The sequence below is a fragment of the Dyella humi genome (assembly GCF_044904605.1).
In the GTDB taxonomy this organism is placed as follows: Bacteria; Pseudomonadota; Gammaproteobacteria; order Xanthomonadales; family Rhodanobacteraceae; genus Dyella_B; species Dyella_B humi.
In genome coordinates, this window is record NZ_JADIKI010000023.1 from 99,146 (window position 1) to 124,485 (window position 25,340).

The following is a 25,340-nucleotide window of genomic DNA, read 5'->3' on the forward strand; positions in this document are numbered from 1 at the left end:
TCGGGAATGGTGAAAAGCGCAGTCGCGGCGCTTTTACGATTCCCGCTTCACGATTTCCGCGCCCAACAAAAAGCCCTCCGCGAGGAGGGCTGTTTGTTTGGTGAAGCGTGATGCTTACTTCGCCGCGCTGCTAGCAGCAGCCGGCGCACTGCTGGCCGGTGCCGGAGCGGTGCTACTGGAAGCCGGCTGACCGTTCGCATTGAGCACGCCCGGCTGCTTGATGCCGGTCTGCTGCTCAGGCGTCTGCTGCGGCACGGTGGCACCGTTCGACGCATCCTGCAGCGGCAGGTACACGGCGAACTGTGCGTAGGTCTGGATGTTACCGCCGTTGTCCTTCACTTCCGGCTGCACGAGGATGTCGTACAGGCGGTTGGTCACTTCATCGAACTTGTAGCCATGCGTCTGCGCATAAGCCTTCAGCATGTCGCGCGTCTGGGGCACGCCGGCGGCGGTACCGTTCCACACCGCTTCCAGTGCCGGACCGCTGAACGCCAGCGTGGCGCGCACGTTGTTGTCCACGATCACGCGGCCGAAGCGATCCTTGCTGCCAGGTTGGGCGTTGTTGTCAGCATTGGCCGGCGCAGCGGCGGTGCTGCTGGAAGCTGGCTGCAACTGCTCGTTCAACGAAGGCGGCGTCGGCGGGGTGAGCGTCACACTCTGACCGGCCACGTTGAGCGTATCGGTGTCGATCGGCTCGGCCACGTCGAAGGTGTAGGTCTCGTCACCATAGTTGGTGGTGAAGATGATGCGCGGACCATTGGTATGCACGCCCAGCTTCTTGGCGGCATCCTGGATCTCTTTGATGGCGGCGTCGGTGGCTTCGTTCAGGCCATCCAGACCGTCCTTGCGCTTCATCGAGGTGGACACCAGCAGCACCGGCGTCGGCTTGGTCTGCTGGACGTACGGATCGAGCGCGCTGTAGTCGATGTTCGGCACGCCGGCCAGCACGTTCTGCAGGCTGTTCAAGCTGTACTGGATGAAGGCGTCAGGCTGGCCATGGATGTACAGATTGGAATAGCGATCCAGCAGGTTGAAGCCGTAGCTTACGTCATACGACCAGGTGATCTTGGTCAGCTTGCCGGTGTTGCCCTGACGCAGCAGATCCAGGGTGAAGTGCTTGTCGCTACCACGCCACTCGTTGTCCAAGTTCCAGATGATCTGGGCGTTGTTGACGGTGGGGTCGATCTTGCTGAAGTCCGGCTGGGTGCTGGCGATCGTCAGCTTGCCGTTGCCGACTTTCTCGTCCTGGCTGGCCCAGCTGATCTCGGAACCGGGACCATAGGCATTGCCGGAAAGGGTGTACTGGGTTTTCGGGTCGTACGCGCGCAACACGGCGTAGTCGGGGAAGGTGCGGAAATTAGCCACCACGTCGTAGACCTGGCGGAGGTCTTTGCTGACCACCAATGACCGCTCAACGTGGCCACTGCCGGGCATGATGATGCCCACCACGACGCCGACAACGACGACGATGATGAGGGCAACGATGAATTCCAGAACACGCGTCATTCCAGGGTTCTCCGAGACGTCTCTCTAAAGCGGTGGAAAGCGCAGGTCGGAACGGGACCGCCATAAGGAGTCTTCCCTCGAGGGAAACCGCATCAGGACGGGGGTTCGGCCGGCGCCTAAGCTGCCGATGGTACTTGCTCACGCGCAGGAACGCTACGGGCCGAGACAGCCCGCAGCCGCGTTGCGAAGCAGCATTTCCCGATGGGCTAAAGATGGGCTAAAGCAATCGCCCGATCAGACGATACCCAGCTCCAAAGCCTTGAGTACCGCGCGCGTTCGATCACGCACGCCGAGCTTGGACAGGATGTTGGAGACGTGGTTTTTGACGGTGCCCTCAGCCACCTTTAGAGAATTGGCAATTTCCTTATTGCTGTAGCCACCGGACAGCAGTCGCAGGATCTCCGTCTCGCGTTCGGTCAGCGGATCGGGCTGCTCCAGGCTGGTGAACTGGTTATGGATGCGGCTGACGCCGGCCAGCAGGCGTTGGGTGACCATCGGCGCCACCAGCGAACCGCCGTTGGCGACGGTGCGCACCGCTTCCACCAGTTGCTCCAGCGACACATCCTTAAGCAGATAACCGCGCGCGCCGGCCTTCAGGCCCTGCAGCACGAGCTGATCGTCGTCGAAGGTGGTGAGGATGATGGTGGGCGGCAGCTCACTGCGCGCCGACAGGGCTTGCAGCACTTCCAGACCGCTCATGTTGGGCATGCGCAGATCTAGCAGCACCACGTCGGGCTTGATGCGCGGAATATCCTGCACGGCCTGCACGCCATCGGCGCACTCGGCCACCACGCGAATATCCTCCGCCAGATCGAGCAGGGAACGCACACCCTGGCGTACCAGGTTCTGGTCGTCGACGAGACAAACGGAAATCATCGCGGATCCTCGCAGCAGGAATGACTCCAGCCATTGGCAACATTCTGGCAAGTCATCAGGTCAGGCTCAATGCAGGCGGTTCGAAACGGGAAGGCGTATGCGCCAACACCGACGGCTCGCCCAATGGAAGACGGATGCTGAGGGCAAAACCCTGCCCTGCTTCGCTCTCCATCGTGACGCTGCCGCCGAATTCGGCCAGTCGCTCGCGCATACCGGAAAGCCCATTGCCAGGCGTGATGTCGCTGACGCCGCGGCCATCGTCCCGCGCGCACAGGCTGAGCAGGGTCTCATCCTCATAGGTAAAGGTGAGCCACAGATTGCGGGCGCCGGCATGCCGTGCGGTATTGGTGATGATCTCCTGCACGCAACGTAGCAGCACCTGTGCCCGGCCTGGGTCTTCCACGCTGAAACGCGGCGGGATGTTCAGGTGCACGCGCAGGCTCGGCACGCCGTCGATCAGGCTTTGCAGGGCTTGGGTGAGGTCGATCGCATCGTCCTGGCGCAGCTCGCTCACCGCCTCGCGCACATCGGTCAGCAGCAACCGCGCCGTGCTTTGCGCCTTGCGCACGTGCACCGAAGCTGACTCGTTACTGAGGTGGCTAGCCACTTCCAGGTTGAGGCTAAGCGCGGTCAGATGGTGTCCGATCACATCATGCAGCTCGCGCGCGATGCGCATGCGCTCGGCGATGCGGGTGGATTCGGCCAGCAGCGCGCGGGTGGCGCGCAGCTCGGAATTGAGCCGCCGCTGCGCCTCGCGCTCCTCTGCCAATTGGCTGGCCACCAGCGAAGCCACGAAGCCGAGCATGGCGAAGGCGGTATAGATGAATGCCTGCAGCGTACCCAGCAAGATGCTGTGTTTGAGTTCGGCAAAGGTGGAAAACAACACGGCCATGCTGAGCGCCTGCAACACGATCCAGGCCACGCCCGCCCAGAACGGGACCAGCCATGGCAAGACCACCGCTACCACCACCAGCAGTGTGGCGGACAAACCACTATGGCTATACCAGCCCACCATCACCGCGGTGGCCGTAAGCAGCAACAGACCGATCAGCCGCGCCCAGATATGAGTGCGCGCGCCCAGGTTGTTGGTGATGAGCAGATACAGCACCCCGAATAGCAGGTAGGACAGTGTCCACAGCAGCAGCGAGAAATTAGGTCGCTGCAGCAGGTCCAGCCGCTCGGTCGCCCAGTTGGTAAACAGCGGCGTGCCATCGCAGAGGTAAGCGATCAGCCCCGTGATGCGCAAAAGCCGAGTGTGATTGAAATTGGTCATTGCCATGCCTGCATCATAGGGCTGCCTTGGGCCGACCGAATGCGCGGGAAGTCATGCGCTATCGTACGCCGCCCCGCTCCGGCCCGACCGCCCGCCTAGGCGTCGGTTTTACAAAGCTTTTACATGCGAACTCATGCCGCAATACGGGATGTGCCACCCGGTGTCGCATGCCATAATGCGCCTCGAGCTGGGCCGTCAGTCGGTCTTCATACCTAGTCACCATCACTGCGGAGCAACGAATGGCCCTTGCCATCCGCGACGTGCGGGAGCACGACCTGGATGCCGTACTGGCGCTCAACAACACCGCCGGTCGCTCCATTCTGGTCCTGGATGCCGCGCAGTTGCGCTATTTCTACGATCACGCCGATTACTTCCGCGTGGCCGAGATCGACGGTCATCTCGCCGGTTTCCTGATCGCCCTGCGCGACGGGCGCGATTACAAAAGCCCCAACTACTGCTGGTTCAGCGAGCACTATCCGGCGTTCGTCTACATCGACCGCATCGTGATCGCCAACGCGTACCGCCGCCACGGTCTGGGCCGCATCTTCTATTGCGACGTGAACAGCTACGCCGAAGTGCGCGTGCCATTGCTCACCTGCGAAGTGTTCCTGGAGCCGGCCGACGACGTGGTCGTGCTGTTTCACGGCACCTACGGCTTCCAGGAAGTGGGCCAGCAGCGCATGGGCGAACGCGGGCCGCAGGTGAGCCTGCTCGCCAAGGACCTGCCCAGCTACACCTACGTGCGCGATACCTATCTCGAACATAGCGGCCTGCCGGACCTGCCTTGGCTGGCTGGCCGCGATCTTCCCCTAGCCAATCAAGACTCTAAGACACGCCGCCTCGCTGGAGAGCGGCGTTCATGAATGCAAAGATGGATACTTCTGAAGCCTGCGATCTGCGTTTCGGGCAGGTCGGGATTGCCTGTGTGCGCGTGCGACGGCCCGATGCGGCGGCCTTGTGCGAGGAACTCGAACGCCGCGTGCGCGCCGCCCCCCAACTGTTCTCGCGCGCGGCAGTCGTTCTCGACCTGAGCCACCTGCTTAATCTGCCGGACGACGGCATCGTCGACGCTCTGCTTGAAGCGGTGCGCAGCGCCGGCATGTTGCCGGTGGGCCTGGCCTACGGCACCAGCGCCACCGAAGCGCTGGCACAGCGCATGGGGCTGCCGCTGATCGCCAAGTTTCGCGCGGCCTACGAGCCGGCCGACGGCGGCAGCATCACGCCGTCCGCTCCCACCGCAGTACCCGCGCCAGCGACGCCAGTGCGCGAACCGGTGCTGTCGCAGCCTACCGCTTCGGTCGGCGCGCAGCGTCACGATGGCACGGTGCGTTCGGGCCAACAGGTCTATGCGCGCGATCGCGATTTGGTCGTGGTCGGCACCATCGCCAACGGCGCCGAAGTGATCTCCGACGGCAGCATCCATATTTACGGCAGCCTGAAGGGCCGCGCGATGGCGGGTGCGCAAGGCGACGCGAAAGCACGTATTTTCATCTCGGACTTCCGCGCGGAACTGGTGGCCATCGCGGGCCACTACCGCGTGTTCGAGCAGATACCAAAAGACCTGGAAGGCCAGTCCGTGCAATGCTGGCTCGACGGCGAAAAGCTTTTGATTGCACCTTTGAAGTAATCGATGTACTGATTCGTTCAGAACATCCCAAAAAAATTATATATATCCGGAGATGAGCCTTGAGTGCTGAGATTATCGTTGTGACGTCCGGCAAGGGCGGCGTGGGCAAGACCACCACCAGCGCATCACTTGCCACGGGCCTGGCGATGAACGGCAAAAAAGTGGCCGTGATCGACTTCGACGTCGGCCTGCGCAACCTCGACCTGATCATGGGCTGCGAGCGCCGCGTGGTGTACGACTTCGTCAACGTCATCCAGGGTGAAGCCAACATCAAGCAGGCGTTGATCAAGGACAAACGCCACGAAAATCTCTATGTGCTCGCCGCCAGCCAGACGCGCGACAAAGATGCGCTGACGCAGGAAGGCGTGGAAAAAGTGCTCGACGAGCTGAGCAAGGACGGCTTCGACTACATCGTTTGCGATTCACCCGCCGGCATCGAGAAAGGTGCGCACCTGGCGATGTACTTCGCCGATCACGCAATGGTGGTGGTGAATCCGGAAGTGTCCTCGGTACGCGACTCCGATCGCATCCTGGGCCTGCTCGCTAGCAAGACGCGCCGCGCCGAGCGCGATAACGGCAGCGTCACCCAACACCTGTTACTGACGCGCTACAACCCAGCGCGGGTCGAACAAGGCGAAATGCTCAGCGTGACAGACGTTGAAGAAATTCTCGGCATCAACGTCATCGGCGTGATTCCCGAATCGGAAAACGTACTGGCCGCCTCCAATTCCGGCGTACCGGTGATCCTGGACGACAATTCCCTCGCCGGTCAGGCCTATCGCGATACTGTGGCCCGCCTGCTCGGCGAAACCCGCCCGATGCGCTTTCTCGACGCACCCAAGAAGGGCTTCTTCCAGCGCGTATTCGGAGGTTGAACGCCATGGGTATCCTCGATTTCCTAAAGCGCAAGCCGGAACCGACTGCCGTCGTGGCGAAGGAACGTCTGCGCATCATCGTGGCGCAGGAGCGCTCCACTCGCGGCGCGCCCGACTACCTGCCGTTGCTACGCAACGAGCTGCTCGAGGTCATTAAGAAATACGTCAACGTCGACCTGGAAGCAATCAACATCAATGTCGAGCGCGACGCCGGGCATGAAGTGCTGGAGCTGTCGGTAGCGTTGCCGGATGGCAAACCGGCGGCCAATCCTGCAACCTGACCAGCTACGCCCTCTCCTCGCCGGGGAGAGGGAATACACCATGGCTAGTTCCATCCTCCGCCTCGCCGATATCAACCGCAGCGCCATCGAATCCCTGCTCGCCCGCTACGGGTTGAGTCTGGCGCTTGTCCCGGAAGACCACGCTATCCCCGGCAGTTTCTGGGGTGACGACGAAGCCGGCATCATCGGCCACACCGTTTACGCGCGCGGTGATACACCCGTGCACTCGATCCTGCACGAAGCCGGCCACTTGATCGTGCTGCCGCCGGAACAGCGCGCCGAGGTGCACACCGATGCCACCGATTCCATCGAGGAAGAAGACGCCGTCTGCTACTTGCAGATCGTGCTGGGTGACGCGCTGCCGGGCGTCGGTCGCAAACGCATCATGAGCGACATGGATGCCTGGGGTTATTCCTTTCGGCTCGGTTCCGCACGCGCCTGGTTCGAACAGGATGCCGAGAACGCCAGGGCGTGGCTGATCGAACGCGGACTGCTTCCCGAACCGGTATAGTCGCCGTCGCCTTACCGCAACGAAGCTCACCGTGCTGAAGAACACGCGTTACTACGATCCCGTCAACGACTTTCGGCGCCGCATCGCGCGCCGGCTCATGCGCATGGTGTTCGGCAGCCATGGGCAGCCGACTTCGGAACCGCTACCGACCAAGGGCATCTATCGCATCCTGGTCTGCCACGTCAGCCACAGTCTGGGCAACACGCTACTGCTGACGCCACTGCTGTCGGAGCTGGAAAAAATCTATCCCGCCGCGGAGATCGACATTCTCACGCGCAGCCCGATCGCGGACGACGTCTACGGCCACTTCTTCAACGTGCAGCGCATCTTCCGTCTGCCGGCGCACGGCGTGGGTCATCCGCTCCAGTTCTTCGGCACGCTGCGGCGTATGCGCAAGATTCGCTACGACCTGGCGATCGATGCCGATCCCCTCTCGCAGACCGGCCGCCTGCTGATGCTGCTGTCGAACGCCACTTACACGCTCGGCTTCAGCAGCCCGAAGAAGCATGGCGAGATCACCCATCCGGTACCGCTGCCGACAGATATGGAAAGCAAGGGACGGCGTCCGGTGTATCTCCTGCGTCATGCAATGGGGCGCGACGTGACGGCCGATTACCCGGTGCCGGACATCCGCCTCGCCGCCCTCGAGCGCGAGCAAGGTAGGGCGGCGCTGATGCGTTCGCTTGCCGCCGACGGCATCACGTCGCCGGGCCGCGGCATCATCGGCATCTTTGCAAATGCCACTGGCCCTAAGCAGCTCAGCGAAACGTGGTGGATGCGCCTGATCACCGTGCTGGAAGCGGCGCATCCCGAACACCGTATCGTGGAAATCCTGCCGCACTCCGGCGAGTCGATGATCGGCTCGCGTTACCCGGCCTATTACTCCAGCGACCTGCGCAAGCTCGCCAGCGTGCTGTCCGGTTTGGACGTCTATATCAGCGCGGACTGCGGCATCATGCACTTGGCCTGCGCCTCGGACGTGCCGACCATGGGCATCTTCACCGTGACCAATGCCGGCGAGTGGGGACCGTATGGGCCGAGCCGGCATGTGATTGCCGCGCAGGATAAGGAGCCGGAAGAAGTGGCTCGCACCATTGCGGCAATGCCGGAGCTGGGCATGTAGGCTGGGTTGAAAACCCAGCATCACCATGTGCTTGTCGATGCTGGAATTGGCATCCCTGCCTACCCTCCGGATTGCGCATCGGCTAGCATGCCCAACATGAGGGAGATGGCATGCCTCCCGTTCCCCAGGACCGGTTCCCGTGGAACGAACCACCGCAAGGTTGATGATGCCTGCACCACCGGATTCCGGCGGCGCAGGCGTGCCTGTGTTGCCAAACCCTTGCACATGGGAGACAACACAGCATGAGTTGGACTGGCTTTCTTGCCGTCGGCCTCGGCGGCGCCATCGGATGCTGGATGCGCTGGATACTCGGCATCCTGCTCAATCCCGTTTTCCCCACCCTGCCCCTGGGCACCCTGGCCGCCAATCTCATCGGCGGCCTGATCATGGGTTGCATGATGGGCGTGTTCGAACATTTCCAGGCGCTGCCGCCGGAAATGCGACTGTTCGTGATGACCGGCTTCCTCGGCGGCCTGACCACCTTCTCCACCTTTTCTGCCGAAGCGGATACGCTGTTGCTGCGCGGGCAGCTCGCGTGGTTCGGCGCGCATATCGCCGTGCATCTGATCGGCAGCCTTGCCATGACGATCCTCGGCATCTTCCTGACGCGCGGGCTGTTGCGCCACTAGATACGGAGTCGACATCGTCATGAGCATCGACATCACCTTCCGTGACACACCGGCCAACGGCATCTTTCTGCGTTTCTACACCCACGTGCACGCCCGGCACGACGGACTGCTGATGTCCGAATGGCTGCTGGAACTGGCCAAACGCCACAAGCTCGGCGGCGGCTCGGTGTTCCGCGCTACCGCCGGCTTCGGCCGGCACGGCGTGCTGCATCATGAAGCCTTCTTCGAGCTCGCCGACGACTTGCCTTTGAAAGTGGAATTCCTGCTCAGCGAAGCGAATGCGCAGACCTTGCTGCGCCTGGTACGCGAAGCAGGTGTTGATCTGGTCTATGCATGGTCGCCGGTACATTTCGGCATCCTGAGCAAGGAAACAGATGCATGAGTTCGGATTCCCTGCGGCAGCGCGCCGCCGAATTGCTGGAAATGGCCGGCGTGCAGATCAACGGCCCGGCACCCACGGACATCCGTGTGCACGACGAACAGCTCTACGCCCGTGTGTTCGCACACGGGTCACTCGGTTTTGGCGAAGCCTATATGGACGGCTGGTGGGATGCCGAGGATATTCCCGGCCTTTTCACCAAGATACTTTGCAGCCATCTGGATGAGCACCTTAAGACGTTGGATACGTTGCTCGCGCATCTGAAGGCGCGTTTCGTCAACCTGCAGCGCGGCCAGCACGCGTTTGAGATCGGCAAGGTGCACTACGATCGCGGCAACGACCTGTTCAAGGCGATGCTCGGCAAGCGCATGGTGTATTCCTGCGGTTACTGGGCGAACGCCACGAACCTGGACGACGCGCAGGAGGCCAAGCTCGACCTGGTCTGCCGCAAGTTGCGGTTGAAGCCAGGCATGCGCGTACTCGACATCGGCTGCGGCTGGGGCGAGGCGCTGAAGTTCGCGGCGGAGCGCTACGGCGTGGAAGGCGTCGGCATTACCGTTTCCAGCGAGCAGGCCGAATTCGCACGCGAACTCTGTCAGGGCCTGCCGATCGAAATACGCCTGCAGGATTACCGCGAACTCGACGAACCGTTCGACGCCATCATGTCGATCGGCATGTTCGAACATGTCGGCGGGAAGAACTATCGCGAATATTTTGAAGTCGCGCGCCGCTGCCTGAAGGAGGACGGTCTGTTCCTGCTGCATAGCATCGGCACCAACCAATCGCCAGGGCGACCCGATCCGTGGATTGAGAAGTACATCTTTCCCAATTCGATGATTCCCGCCGCCAGCCAGGTCGCCGCAGCTTTCGAAGGCTTGTTTGTGATGGAGGACTGGCACAACTTCGGCGCGAACTACGACCGCACACTCAGCGCGTGGCGCGAGAATTTCGATGCGGCGTGGCCATCGCTTTCCGAGCGCTACGACGAGCGTTTCCGTCGTATGTGGCGTTTCTACCTATCGGTATCCACCGCCGTTTTCCGCAGCCGGCGCGACCAGCTCTGGCAGCTCACCTTAAGCCCGCACGGCGTGCCCGGCGGCTACCGCGTTCCGCGCTGAGTCTCTCCATGCCCCCATTCCGACGTCTATTAGTTCTTCTTTCGCTGCTGTTCCTGCTGTGCGGCAACGCATGGGCGCACCCTGCCCTGTGGCATGTCAAAAGCGGCGACAGCACGGTGTATCTGTTCGGCACCGTGCATGTGTTGCCGAACGATACGGATTGGCGATTTCCGGCACTGAACGAAGCCTTGTCGAAAAGCCAGACGCTGTACATCGAACTGATCGACGACGATCAGGCCAGCATGACCTCGCTGGTGCTGCGCTATGGCATGGACACGGAGCACCCGCTTTCCACGCAGCTGAGCGAAAGCGACAACGCCGCATTGGCGAAAGCCGCGCAATTGGCCGGACTACCCGGCGGCACCACAGCGCTGCAACCGATGAAACCCTGGTTGGCCGCTTTGACACTCGCAGTTGCCCCGTTGATGAAGGCCGGCCTCGATCCCGCCGGCGGCGTAGACAAGCAATTGCAGACGCAGATGACCAGTGCCAGCAAACCAGTGCACGGCCTGGAAACGGCGGAGCAGCAGATCCGCTTTCTCGCCGACCTGCCGAACTCACTCCAGCTCGCGTTCCTGCGTGACACCTTGCGCGATGTCGAAAAGGACAAGGCCGAACTGCTGTCACTGATCGATGCCTGGAAACGCGGCGACGTTGCCGCGATTGCGAAGCTGGAAAACGACGAGCTGAAAACCCAGGAACCCGCGCTATATCAGAAGCTGCTGGTGCAGCGGAATCAGGATTGGGCGGCCAGGATCAAGGACATGATGATCAGGCAGCCCGGCAGCACCATATTCGTCGCGGTGGGCGCAGCGCATTTGGCCGGGCTGGACAGCGTACAGGCGCAATTGGCGAAGATTGGTGTGACTGCGCAGCAGGATTGATGCCCGCTTTTCTCCCTCTCCCCGAAGGGAAGAGGGAGAAGACGCGCCGCACTCAGAACGACGCCGTAATCGCCTTCGGCCGGAACGGGAATTGCGGCATGTGGATCGTGTAGGAATCCATCTGACCCAGATCCTTGTACGAACCTGTCAACAGCGCACCGTTAAAACCAACGTCGATACGGTACACATGCCCCGCCTGCACGTTGTCGATGGTCACCTGCTGCCGATTGAGCTGATGCGAGTTCGACAGCGTAAGCTTGATTACTTGCTTGCCTGGCAGCACGCGCACCCACGGCGTTTTGCCGCCGTTGTATTTCTCCCAGGTAGCGACCTGGTTCACGCCGGTGATGCCGCAGATGTACTGTTCCTGCTCGGCGCAGACCACCAGAGCGGTATCCGCATGCGGATGATCCTTGTCCGTATATCCGATCAGCGGACGCCGGCCCGCAAAATGCGAGCAACCCACCGCAAACGTGCAGGCCATGGCCACCGCGGCAATGCGTAGATAGTGCATGACTCACCCGGGAATGCAGGAATGCGGGCATTCTAGCCCAAGCACCTCCGCATCTGGCACCATCTCCCCCGCCCGCGGCGCCCTTGCGCCCAGATGACTAACCCCATGAACCTGCAAGCCAATTACGAACAGATCCCGCTCAAGGAATACGCCGAGCGGGCCTACCTCGATTATTCGATGTACGTGGTGCTGGATCGCGCCCTGCCCTTCGTGGGCGACGGCCTGAAGCCGGTGCAGCGGCGCATCATCTATGCGATGAGCGAGCTGGGCCTGGCCGCCAGCGCCAAGCCGAAGAAATCCGCGCGTACCGTCGGTGACGTGATCGGTAAATTCCATCCGCACGGCGACAGCGCCTGCTACGAAGCAATGGTGCTGATGGCGCAGCCGTTCTCGTATCGCTATCCGTTGATCGACGGCCAGGGCAACTTCGGCTCGCCGGACGATCCGAAAAGCTTCGCGGCGATGCGTTACACCGAATCCAAGCTCAACCCGATCGCCGATGTATTGCTCGGCGAACTGGCCCACGGCACGGTGGATTGGGTGCCGAACTTCGATGGCACGCTGGAAGAACCGAGCTGGCTGCCTTCGCGCCTGCCGCACGTATTGCTCAACGGTTCGATGGGCATCGCGGTCGGCATGGCCACCGACATTCCGCCGCACAACCTGCGCGAAGTCGCCAGCGCCTGCATCCGCCTGCTGGAAGACCCGGACGCCACCGTCGCCGACCTGTGCGAACACGTGCGCGGCCCGGATTACCCGACCGAAGCGGAAATCATCACTTCGCGCAACGAACTGATGGCGATGTACCAGAGCGGCGGCGGCTCGATCCGCGCGCGCGCCGTGTACGCGCGCGAAGACGGCAACATAGTGATCACCGCGCTACCGCACCAGGTCAGCCCGTCGAAGATCCTCGAGCAGATCGCCGCACAGATGCGCGCGAAGAAGCTGCCGATGATCGAGGACCTGCGCGACGAATCCGATCACGAAAATCCAATCCGCCTGGTGATCGTGCCACGCTCCAACCGCGTCGACGCGGACGAGATGATGCAGCACCTGTTCGCCACCACCGATCTGGAAAAGAGCTTCCGTGTCAATCTCAACATGATCGGCCTGGACGGCCGCCCGCAGGTGAAGGATCTCAAGCGCATTCTCAGCGAATGGCTGAACTTCCGCATCGACACGGTTACGCGCCGCCTCAACCATCGCCTGGCCAAGGTCGAGCGCCGCCTGCATCTGTTGGAAGGTTTGCGCATCGCTTACCTCAATCTGGACGAAGTGATCCGCATCGTCCGCACCGAAGACGAACCCAAGCCAGTGCTGATGGCGCGCTTCCGCTTAAGCGAAGAGCAGGCCGACTACATCCTCGAAACCAGGCTGCGCCAGTTGGCCCGCCTGGAAGAGATGAAGATCAACGCCGAGCGCGATCAACTCGAAGAAGAACGCGCCAAGATCAACGTGCTGTTGAAGTCACCGGCCAAACTTAAGGGTTTGATCAAGGAAGAACTGCGCGCCGACGCCGCCAAATACGGCGACGATCGCCGCTCGCCACTGGTGCAACGCGAAGCCGCGCAGGCGCTGGATGAAAGCGCGCTCGTCGTCAGCGAACCGGTCACCGTGGTGCTGAGCCAGAAGGGCTGGATCCGCGCCGCGAAGGGACACGACATCGACGCCGAAGGTTTGTCGTATCGCGAGGGCGACAGCATGTTCGCTACGGTGAAGGCGCGCACCACGCAGCAGATTGCCGTGATCGATTCCACCGGCCGCAGCTATTCCACGCCGGCACACACGCTGCCTTCTGCACGCGGCAACGGCGAACCGCTTACCGGCCGCTTCACGCCGCCGGCCGGCGCACGCTTCGATGCAGTGACCGCAGGTGATAACGACACGCGGCTGGTGCTCGCCACCGACTTCGGTTACGGCTTCGTCACCCGCTTCGAAGCGCTCACCGGCCGCAACAAGGCCGGCAAGCAGATCATCACGCTGGGCGACGGTGCGCGCGTGCTGGCGCCGCAGATATGCGCCGATCCGGCGCGCGATCGCATCGTGGTCGTGACCACCGAGGGGCACCTGCTGATGTTCTCCGTGGCCGAACTGCCTGAGCTGGACAAGGGCAAGGGCAACAAGCTGATCGAGATTCCCAAGGCGAAGCTGAGCAGCGGTGACGAACGCGTGGTTGGTATTGCCGTCGTCACCGAAGGCAAAGGAGAAGTGACGATGTTCGCAGGTCAACGCAAGCTCACGCTGCGCTGGGCCGACCTGGTCGAGTACGGCGGTAATCGTGCCACGCGCGGCGGCGTGTTGCCGCGTGGTCTGCGCCGGGTGGAGCGGATCGAGACAACGGGTTAACAAGCGGGGAACGGGGAACGGGGAACGGGGAACGGGGAACGGGGAACGGGGAACGGGGAACGGGGAAGTCTCGTGAAGCTGATCCCCATTGCAAGCTCGCCGGCAATTTTTTCTGGCCTCAACGTCCATACTTTGCATGCACTCCATGTTCCCCGGCCCCTGTTCCCCGCTCCCTGCTCTTGAAGGAACTTCATCCGCCCGCAAGTCGTCGAATGGACATGTGCACGGCAAGGCATTGCCGTGCGTTATGTGCATGACGTACCTCGGAGCACCTTGATGAACAGACGCGCCCTCACCGCCCTGGCCACCAGCCTGCTGGTTTCTGCCGCCTGGGCGCAGACGGCCAGTCAGCCGCTGAATCTGAAGCTGCCTTCCGGCGGCTATCAGGGCTATCCGGCTTCGAGTTCCACCGCAGCACAGCCGGCTTCGTCCGCTTCAACCGCCGGCAACGCGAAAGGTGCGGTAACCGTGAACGGCCATCCCGCCGCGATCAGCGCGGCGCCAGGCGTCTACTACGGTGATACCAGCGGCAGGCGGGGCAACGATGAAGCGGCGGTACCGGCTTGCGACGACTCCACCTACAACAAGGCGCAGGTGCACGGTTCGGTCGGTATGGGCGTAGTCAGCGGCAGTCATATCGGCACCGGCAGCTATCAATCAGGTGCAGTCAGCGTGGTGCAGAACACCGGCAGCTGTGACCATCCCACGGGCTCGGTAGGCTTTTCCATCGGGGTAAGCCGGTTGGGTGGGTTCAACGGGCATTGATGCTTTAGCCCTCTCACGTCGGGAGAGAGCCACGCAGCCCATGAATCGCGAGGGCTTGCGAAAGCGCATGGAAAGCCACTCCCCACACACTGCTGAACTATTCCACCCTTTAGTCCGCAGTCGAGACCCCTAGTGATTCAAAACGTCGAGTTCCGCTTCGAGGGTGGCCGTAGCGGCGTCCTGCTCATTCATGGTCTCACCGGTACGCCCACCGAGATGCGCCTGGTCGGCAAGGGGCTGAACCGCGCTGGCTTCAGCGTCTATGGCATGCAGTTGGCGGGCCACTGCGGCGATGTGCAGGATTTGCTCGCCACTGGCTGGAAGGATTGGTACGCCAGCGTGGAAGCCGCGGCGGACAAGTTCCGGCATGAAGTAGATCACCTGTTTGTCGGCGGCCTGTCGATGGGCGCGATCCTCGCGTTGAAACTCGCAGCGGAGCGTCCGGAATGGGTGCGCGGCGTGGGCGTGTATGGCGCCACCTTCCGCTACGACGGCTGGGCGATGCCGTGGTATAGCCGTTTCTCCTTCCTGTTGCCGTTGATCGGGCGATTCGGCATCGGCAAGCACCGTATGGTGCATGAGAACGAACCCTATGGCCTGCGCGACGAACGTCTGCGCGCGCAGATCAGTGGCCTGATGCTCGGCGGCGACAGCGCGGCCGCCGGCCTGCCCGGCAATCCTTGGCCGTCGCTGGCCGAGATGTATAACATGGCCACGGTGGTGAGGCGCGAACTGCCCAGGGTGACTGCGCCGTGCCTGGTCGCGCATGCCACCGAAGACGACGTGGCCAGCCTGGAAAATGCACACCTGGTGGCGCGCTCGGTATCCGGCCCGGTGGATATGCTGCTGCTGAAAAACAGCTATCACATGATCACCATCGATCGCGAACGCCGCCTGCTGGTGGATCGCTCGGCGGATTTCTTCTCCAAGGTGGCGGCAAGCTGCACGCCCGCTGCGCTCGCCGCAGCCTAAGCGCAAAGGTCCGCACGTGTCGCCACTCGTCGCCACGCTGTGGTTGATCAATGTCACGCTCGATACCGGCGGCCAACTCGCCTTCAAGGCCGCGGCCAGCGATCCGCGCGCGGGCGATGGCGCGGCGCGATGGCGTCATATGGCCAGCCGCCCGTGGTTGTGGCTGGGACTGCTGGCGTACGCACTGCATCTGTTGTCGTGGATCGCCTTTCTATCGTTGGTCGATCTCTCCCAGGGCATGCTGCTGGCGTCGATCAACATGGTGGCGATCATGATCGGCGGACGCCTGCTGTTCCGGGAAAAATTTACGCCGCTGCGCGTGGCCGGCATTCTGCTCGTGAGTGCGGGCGTGGCTATCGTAGGAACGGGCGGATGAGCGCCGCTCCGCACACATGGCGCTTCTATCTGGGTGGCTTCGCCTTGCTGCTGGCTTTCGATACCGTGGTGCAGCTCAGCTTCAAGCTGACCGGCGCGCACGCGTTTCCGCCGGAAGCAAATTGGGCCTGGGTGTTGCGCATCGTCAGCCACCCATGGATCTACCTCGCCCTGATCGGCTACGTCGGCAACTTCTTCACCTGGATGAGCCTGCTCAAGCACGCGCCGATCGGCCCCGCATTCGCGGCCTCGCATCTTGACGTGGTCAGCGTGATGCTGGCGTCCGCGTGGCTGTTCCACGAGTCGCTGACGCCGATGCGGTTGCTTGGCGCCGGCGTGATCATGCTGGGTATCGTGTGCCTGGCCTTGGCCGAAAGCGGCGCTACGCCTATCGAAGCCGTAGCGGCGCCGGATGCGGCGGCCTGCGATTAAGGATGTCCGAAGCGCCCGCAGGCTGCGCCTCGCTACACACCCTGTGAGCCTTCTGGATATCATGCCGCCTACGCAGGCTTGATCAGAGCATCCTTAAGTCATTGGCGAACTGCCAGGTTCACCTATCGCACGCGAGGATAGGCGCGACGCCATCGCGCCGCGGCACGGAATTTTACGCTGCCCGCTCATATGGACAATGCACTCGCGCTTCGTCACGCTTGTGCCAGCGGATCATCGGGGAAGTTTTTCATGAGCAACGTGCAGCAAGAAGTTTTCGAGATCATCAGCAAACAAGCAAAAATCGATATCGGCACCATCAAGACCGAATCGACGCTCAAGGATCTCGGCATCGCTTCGCTGGATGCCATCGAAGTGATCTTCGACATCGAGGAACACTTCAACATCAACCTGCCCAATGATGACGTCGACTTCGAGAATGGCACCGTCGGCCACCTGATCGCGGCGGTGGAGCGCCAGATTGCGCAAAAATCCACCGACAGCTGACATGCGCCGTATCGTGATCACCGGCATGGGCGGCATCTGCGCGCTCGGCCACAACGCTCCGGACATCTGGCAAGCCATGACCGAGGGCCGCAGCGGCATCGCGCCCCTGCAGCACTTCGATACCAGCCAGATGCGCAACAAGCCTGTCGGGGCTGAGATCAACGATTTCGAGCCGCTGGCCTATATCGATGAAGCGCGACTGCCGTTTCTCGATCCGCTAGCTCAATACGCCCTGGTCGCCGCCGGCGAAGCAATTCGGCAATCGGGGCTGGATTTTCGCAACGAGCGCGCCGCACGCACGGCCGTGGTGATCGGTACCGGCGCGGCCGGCGAGGAAACGCGCGATGGGCTGTATCGAAAGCTCTACGCCGAAAAGGCCAGCCGCTTTCACCCGCTGGGCATCGTACGCATCATGAGCAGCGCACCGGCCAGCCAGATCAGCATGGTGCACGGTATTACCGGCCCCACGTTCACCGTGGCGAGCGCGTGCGCGTCGTCCAATCACGCCTTCGCACAAGCTGCAATGATGATTCGCGCCGGCCTAGTGGACTCCGCGGTCGTGGGCGGCACCGAAGCCTGCATGACGCTCGGCGTGATGCTGGCGTGGGAAGCAATGCGCGTGCTCGCACCCGACACATGCCGTCCCTTCAGCGCCAACCGTCGCGGACTGGTGCTCGGCGAAGGCGCAGCGATGTTCGTGCTGGAAACGCTGGAAAGCGCGCAAGCGCGCGGCGCCACCATCCTGGCGGAACTCGCCGGCGTGGGCATGAGCGCAGATGCCGGCGACATCACCGCACCATCGGATGTCGGGGCGGCAGCGGCAATTCAGGCGGCACTGCACGACGCCGGCATGCAGCCGAGCGAGATCGACTACATCAACGCGCACGGCACCGGCACCGTGGCGAACGACTGCACCGAAACGCGCGCCATCCGCAACGTGTTCGGCGAGCATGCCGATCGCCTGGCAGTCACGTCCACCAAACCCATGCATGGCCATGCGCTAGGCGCAGCAGGCGCGCTGGAAATGATCGCGACAATCGGCGCGCTACGGCATGGCATCGTGCCGCCCACACTCAATTACCTCGCGCCTGATCCAGTCTGCGATCTGGACTATGTGCCACATGAAGCGCGTGCCATGCCTGTGCGTGCGGCGTTGAGCAATTCGTTCGCATTTGGTGGATTGAACGCGGTGGTAGCGGTACGCCAGGCGCCCTGATGCTTTGCCCTCCCTTACTGCACGTAGGCGAGGGAGCAGTTCATGGCGTCATGAAGCGCGCTGCACCCTGGACAACGAAGCACATGGCTTGATGGCGCATGCTCACAACCGCGTAAACGACCACGACTGCATGCGCCCGTCCTTGTACGGCATCACGCCGTGGAACGGTCGCGGATCGCGGTCGAACACCAGCGGCAGGAAGTGCCGATCACCTTCCCACATCGGCAGTTCCATGAGGCGATCCAGGTCGATCCATTCCAGCGTGCCTTCGGCGTTGTCCGTATGCGGCTCGCCGCTGAAGCTGTCGATGACGAAGATGAAACCCAGCCAATCCTCGCCCTGCTTGCCGAAGCCGGGCCAGTTGAGCGTGCCGCGCAGGTGCATTGTCTCGCATTCGATGCCGGCCTCTTCGTGGATCTCGCGACGCATGCAGGCGGCGATGTCCTCGCCAGGCTCCATCTTGCCGCCCAGGCCGTTGTATTTGCCCAGGTGCTGATCGTCGGGGCGCGCATTGCGGTGGATCATCAACACCTTGCGCCGATCCGAGGAAAGCACGTAACCGAGCGTAGCGACGATGGGTGTGTAGGGCATGGGCACTACTTTCCTGAGCTCAAAGCTGAAGTTTACGCGCTGAGGCGCTGCGGATGCTCTTGCATCCATCACGCTCGGCCAGCGACCATCCGTGAATGCGCTCGTCCACCCACATTCGACGGTTGCGTCGCCGCCCGCCGCTCGCCCTGCTGAGCGCGCTATGGCTGCTTGCCGGCTGCAACAGCCAGGTGCAGCCCATGGAAAGTCGCGAAGTCACCTTCCAAGGTCAGGATTTCACCGTAGTCAGCCTGGACCTGCACCGCGAAGCACTGACGTTGCATTGGAAGAATACCGATACGGGCCAACCCTTCGGTGACATCCAGAGCCTACGGGAATGGGGCGCGGCCAACGGCAAGCGACTGATGTTCGCGGCCAACGCCGGCATCTACGATCAGTCGTATGCACCGCTCGGCCTTTACGTGGAAAACGGCAAGACGCTGGTGCCGCTGAACCTGGTTCGAGGCAATCCGGCGGCAGGCAATTTCTCGATCCGTCCCAACGGCGTGTTCGCCATCTATCGAGACGGCCGCGCCGCCGTGCGCACCAGCACGGATTTCAAGGCGGACGCCAAGCCGGTGGACTGGGCTACGCAATCGGGCCCGATGCTGGTGATCGACGGCAAGATCAACGATCAGTTCATCCATGATTCCAACAGCACGAAGTGGCGCAGCGGCGTGTGCGCGCGTACGCCGTACCAGGTGGAATTCGTGGTGAGCGAAGCGCCGGTGAACTTCCACACCTTCGCACAACTGTTCCGCGACAAGCTCGGCTGCCGCGACGCACTTTATCTGGATGGCACCATTTCGCAGTTCTACATCGATGGCACGGGCTACGCCGGTGCTCCTACCTTCATGGTCAAGCCCTACGCGGGCATCTTTGCGGTGTTTGCCGAGCAATGACAACGAAACGTCGCTTCCGTTGGTTCCAGGCGCTATCGATACTGCTGCTGATCGCGGTGATCGGCCTTGTCGTCACCGGCTGGTGGCTGCTCGCCGGCAGCCGCGCGCAGCTTGATGGCCGTCAACGGGTGAACGGGCCGCAACACGCAGTGACCATCACCCGCGACGCGCTGGGCACGGCCACCATCACAGGCCAATCGCGCGACGATGTCACCTATGCGCTCGGCTACGTGCATGCGCAGGAACGCTTCTTTCCGATGGATCTGATGCGCCGCGTGTCGGCGGGCGAACTGTCGGAACTGGTAGGGCCTGCCGCGCTCGATACCGACATCAAACATCGCCTTCATCGTCTGCGTGCGGTGGCGGAAGCCGCCTATGCGGCGCTTGCACCGGATCAGAAGCGAGCGCTGGATCTCTATCGCGACGGCGTGAACGCCGGCCTTTCGAATCTGCGTGAGAAGCCGTGGGAATATCTGCTGCTCAAGGCCAAGCCGCGACCCTGGCGCTCGGAAGACACCATGCTGGTGGTCGCGGCAATGTACCTGGATCTCAACGACGACGGCCGCAACGAGCGCGAGCTGCACATCGCCCAGATGCGCGCGGTGCTGCCCGAATCGTTGGTGAATTTTCTGATCTCGCCCGATCCGAATTGGGAAGCACCGTTGAAGGATGGCATTTCGCCCTCGCCCGTCATTCCTGCGGCGGGCGTGTTCGATCTTCGCCACGTCGGGACACAAGCTGAGAGTACGAAAGTCGCCGCCACATCGATCTCTTCAGTGGATCGCACCTATCCCGGCAGCAACAGTTTCGCCGTGGCGGGTAGCATTTCGCGCACCGGCTCGGCGATTCTCGCCAATGACATGCATCTGAGTTTGCGCGTACCCGATATCTGGTTCCGCGCGCGCTTGCGCTATCCGGATGCTAGCGCGCCGAAGGGCGAACGCGACGTTGTGGGTGTCACCCTGCCCGGAACACCGGCGCTGGTGGCGGGCTCGAACGGCCAGATCGCCTGGGGCTTCACCAACAGCTACGGCGACTGGATGGATTGGGTGCGCATCCAGCGTGATCCCAAAAACGCGAACCATTACAAAGTGCCAGATGGCTGGGCCGCCATCGAACCGCACGACGAGATCATCGGCATCAAGGGTGCCGCGCCGCATACCTTACACGTGGAGGACACGCGCTGGGGGCCGATGCTGGCGAAGGACACCGACGGCACGCCGCTCGCGCTGGCCTGGATCGGCGATCAGCCGCACGCCTACAACATCGCCCTCATGCAGCTTGAGCACACCGGCAGCGTATCCGCAGCGTTGGACTTGGCGCCGACCTTCGGCATGCCGCCGCAGAATTTCTTGGTCGCGGATAGCGCCGGCCACATCGGCTGGACCATCGCGGGCAACAGCATTCCGATGCGCACCGGTTTCGATCCGCAGTTGCCAGCCGACTGGTCGCAGCCGAACACAGGCTGGACCGGCTGGGCCGCAGCGTCGCAGTACCCTCGTGTCGTCGATCCCGCCGACGGACGGCTGTGGACGGCCAACAATCGCACGGTCGGCAGCGACGAACTGGCCTTGCTCGGCGAAGGCGGGCACGACGTCGGTGCGCGTGCGCAGCAGATTCGCGACGACCTGCGCGCACGCGCGGATTTCGGCCCCGGCAATCTGCTGGACATCCAGCTCGACGATCACGCGCTGTTTCTTTCCCGCTGGCAGCAGTTGTTGCAGACCACGCTAGCGAATGCGCAGGATCCCGCACTCAACCAGCTACGCCAGCTCACCGCGGCGTGGCGCAATCAGGCCGCGCCGGACAGCGTGGACTACCGCTTGGTGCACGCGTTCCGCGATGAAGTGCACAAGCTGGTGCTGGCGCCGTTCGCCGCACAGATGCAGCAGCGCTTCCCGGATTTCGACTGGCCCCGCCCCGGCAGTCAGGAAGCGGCCGTGTGGATGTTGATCCAGCAGCAACCGGCGCATCTGCTCGACCCCGCGTATCACGACTGGCACGCGTTACTGCTGCAGGCCGCGCGCAACGTCGCTGACACGCTCGGCAAACAGCCGGGCGCACTGGCCGCGCGCACCTGGGGAGAAGAAAATCGCGCCGGCGTGCGCCACCCGCTCTCGCGCGCCCTGCCCGGCTTCATCGGGCACTGGCTCGACATGCCAGATGAACCGTTGCCCGGCGATCACAACATGCCGCGCGTCGCCGCACCGGGCTTTGGCGCTTCCGAGCGTCTGGATGTTTCACCCGGCCATGAGGACGAAGGCATTCTGGAAATGCCCGGCGGACAGAGCGACAACCCGCTGTCGCCGTTCTATGGCGCTGGTCACGAGGATTGGGTGCACGGACGGCCTACGCGGCTGATGCCGGGTGAAGATCGGCATACGTTGGTGCTGGAGCCTTCGCCGCAATGAATGGGCTTGCGACATCCCGCTCCCTCTCCCCTCCGGGGAGAGGGTCGGGGGGTGAGGGGCCAGCCTCGCCTCACCTGACCTATGTACGGCCGTCATTCCCGCGAAAGCGGGAATCCATCCTCGCCTTGCATCAAAGCAAATGGATTCCTGCTTTCGCAGGAATGACGGCCATAAGGTTACAAACGATTCAACAGCACGGCCGCAACAACATCCGCTCGCAAATCGCCAGATAAAGCTCCGGCAACCGCTCCAGCTCCGCCACATCGATGCACTCGTCCACCTTGTGGATGGTGGCGTTGACCGGTCCAAGCTCCACCACTTCCGCACCCATCGGCGCGATGAAGCGGCCATCCGAAGTGCCGCCGCCGGTACTTTGCTCCGGTTCGGTGCCGCACAGCTCGCGGCACACCGTTACCACGGTATCGCGCAGGCGTCCGCCCGAGGGACACAGGAAGGGTTCGCCTGAAAGCGACCACTCCAGCGAGTAATCCAAACCATGCTTGGCGAGAATGACCTCGGTACGTTTGCGCAAATCCTCTGCAGTGCTCGCGGTGCTGTAGCGGAAATTGATCAACGCGGCGAGCGAACCGGGAATGACATTGGTCGCGCCCGTGCCCGAATTGAGATTGGAAACCTGAAACGAGGTAGGCGGAAAATCTGCATTGCCTTCATCCCAGCGCTCCATCGCCAACTCCGTCAGCGCAGGCGCAAAAGCGTGAATCGGATTGAGCGCTTTCTCTGGATACGCCACGTGGCCCTGCACACCACGCACCGTCAAGGTGCCCGATAGCGAACCGCGCCGACCGACACGAATCAAGTCGCCTAGCTTTTCCTTGGAAGAAGGTTCACCCACCACGCACCAGTCGATGTGCTCACCGATTTCGCGTAGGTAACCGGCAATGCGGCGCACGCCGTCGAGATTGCTCGGACCTTCTTCGTCGCTGGTGAGCAGCAGGCCCACGCGACCGGGGTGATCCGGGTGCGTCGTGACAAAACGCTCCAGCGCCACCGTCATCGCTGCCACACCACCCTTCATGTCCGCGGCGCCACGGCCGTATAGACGGCCATCACGCACGGTCGGCTCGAAGGGTGGACTCTGCCATGCCTCCTCCGGCCCGCTGGGCACCACGTCGGTGTGGCCGAGAAAAATCAGCAGCGGCCCTTCTCCAGGCACATTGTTCGCGCCGTGCGTCGCCCAGAAGTTGTCCACCTCGCCATAACGAAGATGCTCGATGCGAAACCCCAGCCGCGTCAGCCGTGAACCGATCACCGGCAAACAACCGGCATCTTCCGGGGTGATGGAGCGGCGGCTGATGAGATCGGTAGCGAGATCGAATACTTCGGACATACTCAACGCCCTCAGCGCCCGAACAGTTTCTTGAAGCCGTTATCGGTGAACCCCACGCTGACCGCGCCATCGGGCTGTACCACGACCGGGCGGCGAACGAGTGCGGGATATTCCTTCAACAGCAGCGTCCACTCCGGATCGGTGCCGGGGTTCTTGCGTTGCGGCAGCAGGTTGCGCCATGTGGTGCTGGATTTATTGACCAGCTTTTCCCACCCTCCGATCTGCTCGGCCCAGATTTTCAGCGTAGAGGGCGGTACGGGATGGGCGCGATAGTCGACGAATTCGTGCGCAACTTCGAAGCGAGCGAGCCAGTTGCGCGCCTTCTTGCAGGTATCGCAGTTGGGCAGGCCATAGAGGGTGATCGTGTTCGCACTCATGTCACTCACCGCTGCGCAGAAGTTCGTTGATACCGGTCTTGCTGCGGGTCTTCTCGTCCACCTGTTTGACGATGATTGCCGCGTACAAACTGTGGCTACCGTCCTTCGCCGGGAGATTGCCGGCCACCACTACGCTGCCTGCAGGTACACGACCGTAGCTGACTTCGCCGGTGGTGCGGTTGTAGATGCGTGTGGATTGGCCGAGGAATACGCCCATGCCGATCACACTGCCGCGCTCCACCACCACACCTTCGACCACTTCGGAACGCGCGCCGATAAAGCAATTGTCTTCGATGATGGTGGGATTGGCCTGCAGCGGTTCCAGCACGCCGCCGATGCCGACGCCGCCGGACAGATGCACGCCAGCGCCGATCTGCGCGCAGGAGCCGACGGTGGCCCAGGTGTCGACCATGGTGCCTGCGCCCACATACGCGCCAATGTTCACGTAGCTGGGCATCAGCACCGCATCTTTTGCGATGTGCGCACCGCGACGCACCAACGCGCCGGGCACTACGCGCGCGCCGAGGTTCTCCAGGTCCAAATCATTGCCGTGCGCGAAGCGCAGCGGCACCTTGTCGAACGCCAGCGCCGGACCACCATCCACCACGCGATTGCCGTTGATACGGAAATACAGCAACACTGCTTTCTTCAGCCACTGGTTCACCAACCAGCCACCCTTGCCGTCTGGTGCCGCCACGCGCTGCTCGCCCGATTCGAGCAGATCCATCACTTGGGTCAGCGCAGGGCGCAGATGGGTTTCGATTTCGCTCTGGGTGAGGTCGTTGCGGCGTTCGAAGGTGTCGTTGATCAGGGTTTCGATGGACTGCATGGAGGGAGGCTCATAGATGGATCAATGCGAAGATACCCCACAAGCTGCATCTTCCCAAAATGACCGATTTTCTTCGGGTGGAGAACGAGCAAGCGTCACGTATCCGTAACAGCAGAAAAGCTCAGATGAGCGCCAGCACGATGGGAAGTACCGTTCCCGCCGCCAGCAACAGGCTGATCAGCACATGCTTGCGCGTATAGCGATAGGCCATGTAGAGGCCAAGCAAGGTCGACACGAACAACCCGAACGATACGAAGGCGGAATAAATCTTTAGCGGCAGCGGATGCCGAATCGGCGCATCGGACACTTCCGGTTTGGACGGCGGCGATGCCGGCGCGTTACTTGACTGTGTAGGCCTCGGCATACCAGGCACAAGTTGACGATTCTCCGCCTCCATCGGACGCGGCTTGTGCACGGGCGACACGTCGGTTTGTTTCTTGTGTAACTGCGCGGCAATCACCAACCATACCGGCGGCTTGTAGTCGTTGCCGCGAGAGGTTTCATGCAAGCCGAAAACCTGCAGGCCGCCGGTGAAGGCGAAAAACAGTACCGTGGGTGCAATAAATACGCCTACGTAAAGATGGATGTGTCGAGCGAGTTTGAGAAAAGCATGAGATGCGGGCATGGTTGCGCGGCCTTGCTTGGCATATTTCAGCCAAGAACGGAAAAAAGGATTGAC

General features: G+C 62.3%; 28 protein-coding genes and 1 riboswitch. Of the genes, 19 read left to right on the forward strand and 9 right to left on the reverse strand.

Going from position 1 to position 25,340, the window contains the following annotated elements:
- Window positions 1-114: 114 nt before the first annotated feature.
- From ISP18_RS11565 to ISP18_RS11575, 3 genes are all read right to left on the reverse strand, one after another.
- On the reverse strand, window positions 115-1,506 hold the full coding sequence (locus tag ISP18_RS11565) for an SRPBCC family protein (protein ID WP_380006503.1): 1,392 nt from the start codon (window positions 1,504-1,506) through the stop codon (window positions 115-117).
- Window positions 1,507-1,740: 234 nt separating this feature from the next.
- Complete coding sequence (locus ISP18_RS11570) at window positions 1,741-2,382, reverse strand: response regulator (protein ID WP_380006500.1); 642 nt, start codon at window positions 2,380-2,382, stop codon at window positions 1,741-1,743.
- Window positions 2,383-2,437: 55 nt separating this feature from the next.
- The gene (locus ISP18_RS11575; protein ID WP_380006497.1) at window positions 2,438-3,661 is read right to left on the reverse strand and encodes a sensor histidine kinase; all 1,224 of its coding nucleotides are present in this window, start codon (window positions 3,659-3,661) and stop codon (window positions 2,438-2,440) included.
- Window positions 3,662-3,894: 233 nt separating this feature from the next.
- On the opposite strand from ISP18_RS11575, the gene ISP18_RS11580 reads away from it, so the two are divergent.
- From ISP18_RS11580 to ISP18_RS11625, 10 genes are all read left to right on the forward strand, one after another.
- A complete protein-coding gene (locus ISP18_RS11580; RefSeq protein ID WP_380006494.1) occupies window positions 3,895-4,518 on the forward strand; it encodes a GNAT family N-acetyltransferase in 624 nt (207 codons plus the stop codon).
- Window positions 4,515-5,282, forward strand: a complete 768-nt coding sequence (gene minC / locus ISP18_RS11585; protein ID WP_380006491.1) for a septum site-determining protein MinC — start codon at window positions 4,515-4,517, stop codon at window positions 5,280-5,282. The genes ISP18_RS11580 and minC overlap by 4 nt, the downstream gene beginning before the upstream one ends.
- Before the next feature lie 59 nt (window positions 5,283-5,341).
- Entirely contained in the window at window positions 5,342-6,157 is an 816-nt protein-coding gene (minD, locus tag ISP18_RS11590) for a septum site-determining protein MinD (RefSeq protein WP_380006488.1), read from the forward strand.
- Window positions 6,158-6,162: 5 nt separating this feature from the next.
- Entirely contained in the window at window positions 6,163-6,438 is a 276-nt protein-coding gene (gene minE / locus ISP18_RS11595; RefSeq protein WP_380006485.1) for a cell division topological specificity factor MinE, read from the forward strand.
- Window positions 6,439-6,478: 40 nt separating this feature from the next.
- A complete protein-coding gene (locus ISP18_RS11600) occupies window positions 6,479-6,949 on the forward strand; it encodes a hypothetical protein (RefSeq protein ID WP_380006482.1) in 471 nt (156 codons plus the stop codon).
- A gap of 31 nt (window positions 6,950-6,980) precedes the next feature.
- The gene (locus ISP18_RS11605) at window positions 6,981-8,072 is read left to right on the forward strand and encodes a glycosyltransferase family 9 protein (protein ID WP_380006479.1); all 1,092 of its coding nucleotides are present in this window, start codon (window positions 6,981-6,983) and stop codon (window positions 8,070-8,072) included.
- A 92-nt stretch (window positions 8,073-8,164) separates the two neighbouring features.
- Window positions 8,165-8,252, forward strand: a riboswitch (Fluoride riboswitch).
- Window positions 8,253-8,314: 62 nt separating this feature from the next.
- Window positions 8,315-8,701 carry a fluoride efflux transporter CrcB gene (gene crcB / locus ISP18_RS11610; RefSeq protein WP_380006476.1) on the forward strand — a complete coding sequence of 129 codons (387 nt, stop codon included), beginning with the start codon at window positions 8,315-8,317 and terminating at the stop codon, window positions 8,699-8,701.
- A 19-nt stretch (window positions 8,702-8,720) separates the two neighbouring features.
- Window positions 8,721-9,083 (forward strand): DUF190 domain-containing protein, encoded by a 363-nt coding sequence (locus ISP18_RS11615; protein ID WP_380006473.1) that lies wholly within the window; start codon window positions 8,721-8,723, stop codon window positions 9,081-9,083.
- Window positions 9,080-10,198 carry a cyclopropane fatty acyl phospholipid synthase gene (cfa, locus tag ISP18_RS11620; protein WP_380006470.1) on the forward strand — a complete coding sequence of 373 codons (1,119 nt, stop codon included), beginning with the start codon at window positions 9,080-9,082 and terminating at the stop codon, window positions 10,196-10,198. Before ISP18_RS11615 ends, cfa begins: the two co-directional genes overlap by 4 nt.
- A gap of 8 nt (window positions 10,199-10,206) precedes the next feature.
- Window positions 10,207-11,082, forward strand: a complete 876-nt coding sequence (locus ISP18_RS11625) for a TraB/GumN family protein (protein ID WP_380006467.1) — start codon at window positions 10,207-10,209, stop codon at window positions 11,080-11,082.
- Between the two features lie 52 nt (window positions 11,083-11,134).
- Here ISP18_RS11625 and ISP18_RS11630 read toward each other — a convergent pair whose 3' ends face one another.
- Window positions 11,135-11,596: a hypothetical protein gene (locus ISP18_RS11630; protein ID WP_380006465.1), complete on the reverse strand. Its 462-nt coding sequence runs from the start codon at window positions 11,594-11,596 to the stop codon at window positions 11,135-11,137.
- A 105-nt stretch (window positions 11,597-11,701) separates the two neighbouring features.
- Here ISP18_RS11630 and parC point away from each other — a divergent pair, with 105 nt between their 5' ends.
- The 7 genes from parC to ISP18_RS11665 all read left to right on the forward strand — a co-directional run bounded on the left by parC (window position 11,702) and on the right by ISP18_RS11665 (window position 18,206).
- Window positions 11,702-13,942, forward strand: a complete 2,241-nt coding sequence (parC, locus tag ISP18_RS11635; protein ID WP_380006462.1) for a DNA topoisomerase IV subunit A — start codon at window positions 11,702-11,704, stop codon at window positions 13,940-13,942.
- Between the two features lie 276 nt (window positions 13,943-14,218).
- A complete protein-coding gene (locus ISP18_RS11640) occupies window positions 14,219-14,707 on the forward strand; it encodes a hypothetical protein (RefSeq protein ID WP_380006459.1) in 489 nt (162 codons plus the stop codon).
- Window positions 14,708-14,839: 132 nt separating this feature from the next.
- Entirely contained in the window at window positions 14,840-15,679 is an 840-nt protein-coding gene (locus ISP18_RS11645) for an alpha/beta hydrolase (RefSeq protein ID WP_380006456.1), read from the forward strand.
- Between the two features lie 16 nt (window positions 15,680-15,695).
- A complete protein-coding gene (locus ISP18_RS11650; RefSeq protein ID WP_380006453.1) occupies window positions 15,696-16,055 on the forward strand; it encodes an EamA family transporter in 360 nt (119 codons plus the stop codon).
- Entirely contained in the window at window positions 16,052-16,486 is a 435-nt protein-coding gene (locus ISP18_RS11655) for a DMT family transporter (protein ID WP_380006451.1), read from the forward strand. The genes ISP18_RS11650 and ISP18_RS11655 overlap by 4 nt, the downstream gene beginning before the upstream one ends.
- Before the next feature lie 249 nt (window positions 16,487-16,735).
- The gene (locus ISP18_RS11660; protein ID WP_380006448.1) at window positions 16,736-16,990 is read left to right on the forward strand and encodes an acyl carrier protein; all 255 of its coding nucleotides are present in this window, start codon (window positions 16,736-16,738) and stop codon (window positions 16,988-16,990) included.
- 1 nt (window position 16,991) lies between these two features.
- Complete coding sequence (locus ISP18_RS11665) at window positions 16,992-18,206, forward strand: beta-ketoacyl-[acyl-carrier-protein] synthase family protein (protein ID WP_380006445.1); 1,215 nt, start codon at window positions 16,992-16,994, stop codon at window positions 18,204-18,206.
- 102 nt (window positions 18,207-18,308) lie between these two features.
- Here ISP18_RS11665 and ISP18_RS11670 read toward each other — a convergent pair whose 3' ends face one another.
- The gene (locus tag ISP18_RS11670) at window positions 18,309-18,797 is read right to left on the reverse strand and encodes an NUDIX hydrolase (protein WP_380006442.1); all 489 of its coding nucleotides are present in this window, start codon (window positions 18,795-18,797) and stop codon (window positions 18,309-18,311) included.
- 95 nt (window positions 18,798-18,892) lie between these two features.
- On the opposite strand from ISP18_RS11670, the gene ISP18_RS11675 reads away from it, so the two are divergent.
- Both ISP18_RS11675 and ISP18_RS11680 read left to right on the forward strand, forming a co-directional pair.
- Complete coding sequence (locus ISP18_RS11675; protein WP_380006439.1) at window positions 18,893-19,696, forward strand: phosphodiester glycosidase family protein; 804 nt, start codon at window positions 18,893-18,895, stop codon at window positions 19,694-19,696.
- The gene (locus ISP18_RS11680) at window positions 19,693-22,107 is read left to right on the forward strand and encodes a penicillin acylase family protein (protein WP_380006436.1); all 2,415 of its coding nucleotides are present in this window, start codon (window positions 19,693-19,695) and stop codon (window positions 22,105-22,107) included. Before ISP18_RS11675 ends, ISP18_RS11680 begins: the two co-directional genes overlap by 4 nt.
- Window positions 22,108-22,294: 187 nt before the next feature.
- Here the strand turns inward: ISP18_RS11680 and dapE are convergent, their stop codons facing one another.
- The 4 genes from dapE to ISP18_RS11700 form a co-directional block, all read right to left on the reverse strand.
- Complete coding sequence (dapE, locus tag ISP18_RS11685) at window positions 22,295-23,455, reverse strand: succinyl-diaminopimelate desuccinylase (protein ID WP_380006433.1); 1,161 nt, start codon at window positions 23,453-23,455, stop codon at window positions 22,295-22,297.
- Window positions 23,456-23,466: 11 nt separating this feature from the next.
- Window positions 23,467-23,832: a Spx/MgsR family RNA polymerase-binding regulatory protein gene (locus tag ISP18_RS11690; protein ID WP_380006430.1), complete on the reverse strand. Its 366-nt coding sequence runs from the start codon at window positions 23,830-23,832 to the stop codon at window positions 23,467-23,469.
- Between the two features lies 1 nt (window position 23,833).
- Window positions 23,834-24,661: a 2,3,4,5-tetrahydropyridine-2,6-dicarboxylate N-succinyltransferase gene (gene dapD / locus ISP18_RS11695; protein WP_380006427.1), complete on the reverse strand. Its 828-nt coding sequence runs from the start codon at window positions 24,659-24,661 to the stop codon at window positions 23,834-23,836.
- A 121-nt stretch (window positions 24,662-24,782) separates the two neighbouring features.
- On the reverse strand, window positions 24,783-25,286 hold the full coding sequence (locus ISP18_RS11700; protein WP_380006425.1) for a PepSY domain-containing protein: 504 nt from the start codon (window positions 25,284-25,286) through the stop codon (window positions 24,783-24,785).
- Window positions 25,287-25,340 lie beyond the last annotated feature (54 nt).

Excerpts from the sequence above, each read along its gene's own strand:
- minE (WP_380006485.1), top strand. The coding sequence starts at position 6,163 with ATGGGTATCCTCGATTTCCTAAAGCGCAAGCCGGAACCGACTGCCGTC.
- ISP18_RS11655 (WP_380006451.1), top strand. The coding sequence starts at position 16,052 with ATGAGCGCCGCTCCGCACACATGGCGCTTCTATCTGGGTGGCTTCGCC.
- ISP18_RS11660 (WP_380006448.1), top strand. The coding sequence starts at position 16,736 with ATGAGCAACGTGCAGCAAGAAGTTTTCGAGATCATCAGCAAACAAGCA.
- ISP18_RS11690 (WP_380006430.1), bottom strand. The coding sequence starts at position 23,832 with ATGAGTGCGAACACGATCACCCTCTATGGCCTGCCCAACTGCGATACC.
- cfa (WP_380006470.1), top strand. The coding sequence starts at position 9,080 with ATGAGTTCGGATTCCCTGCGGCAGCGCGCCGCCGAATTGCTGGAAATG.
- ISP18_RS11680 (WP_380006436.1), top strand. The coding sequence starts at position 19,693 with ATGACAACGAAACGTCGCTTCCGTTGGTTCCAGGCGCTATCGATACTG.
- ISP18_RS11565 (WP_380006503.1), bottom strand. The coding sequence starts at position 1,506 with ATGACGCGTGTTCTGGAATTCATCGTTGCCCTCATCATCGTCGTCGTT.
- ISP18_RS11670 (WP_380006442.1), bottom strand. The coding sequence starts at position 18,797 with ATGCCCTACACACCCATCGTCGCTACGCTCGGTTACGTGCTTTCCTCG.
- ISP18_RS11580 (WP_380006494.1), top strand. The coding sequence starts at position 3,895 with ATGGCCCTTGCCATCCGCGACGTGCGGGAGCACGACCTGGATGCCGTA.
- ISP18_RS11600 (WP_380006482.1), top strand. The coding sequence starts at position 6,479 with ATGGCTAGTTCCATCCTCCGCCTCGCCGATATCAACCGCAGCGCCATC.
- ISP18_RS11700 (WP_380006425.1), bottom strand. The coding sequence starts at position 25,286 with ATGCCCGCATCTCATGCTTTTCTCAAACTCGCTCGACACATCCATCTT.
- ISP18_RS11625 (WP_380006467.1), top strand. The coding sequence starts at position 10,207 with ATGCCCCCATTCCGACGTCTATTAGTTCTTCTTTCGCTGCTGTTCCTG.
- minC (WP_380006491.1), top strand. The coding sequence starts at position 4,515 with ATGAATGCAAAGATGGATACTTCTGAAGCCTGCGATCTGCGTTTCGGG.
- ISP18_RS11640 (WP_380006459.1), top strand. The coding sequence starts at position 14,219 with ATGAACAGACGCGCCCTCACCGCCCTGGCCACCAGCCTGCTGGTTTCT.
- ISP18_RS11570 (WP_380006500.1), bottom strand. The coding sequence starts at position 2,382 with ATGATTTCCGTTTGTCTCGTCGACGACCAGAACCTGGTACGCCAGGGT.
- ISP18_RS11675 (WP_380006439.1), top strand. The coding sequence starts at position 18,893 with ATGCGCTCGTCCACCCACATTCGACGGTTGCGTCGCCGCCCGCCGCTC.
- crcB (WP_380006476.1), top strand. The coding sequence starts at position 8,315 with ATGAGTTGGACTGGCTTTCTTGCCGTCGGCCTCGGCGGCGCCATCGGA.
- ISP18_RS11665 (WP_380006445.1), top strand. The coding sequence starts at position 16,992 with ATGCGCCGTATCGTGATCACCGGCATGGGCGGCATCTGCGCGCTCGGC.
- ISP18_RS11575 (WP_380006497.1), bottom strand. The coding sequence starts at position 3,661 with ATGGCAATGACCAATTTCAATCACACTCGGCTTTTGCGCATCACGGGG.
- dapE (WP_380006433.1), bottom strand. The coding sequence starts at position 23,455 with ATGTCCGAAGTATTCGATCTCGCTACCGATCTCATCAGCCGCCGCTCC.
- ISP18_RS11630 (WP_380006465.1), bottom strand. The coding sequence starts at position 11,596 with ATGCACTATCTACGCATTGCCGCGGTGGCCATGGCCTGCACGTTTGCG.
- ISP18_RS11615 (WP_380006473.1), top strand. The coding sequence starts at position 8,721 with ATGAGCATCGACATCACCTTCCGTGACACACCGGCCAACGGCATCTTT.
- dapD (WP_380006427.1), bottom strand. The coding sequence starts at position 24,661 with ATGCAGTCCATCGAAACCCTGATCAACGACACCTTCGAACGCCGCAAC.
- parC (WP_380006462.1), top strand. The coding sequence starts at position 11,702 with ATGAACCTGCAAGCCAATTACGAACAGATCCCGCTCAAGGAATACGCC.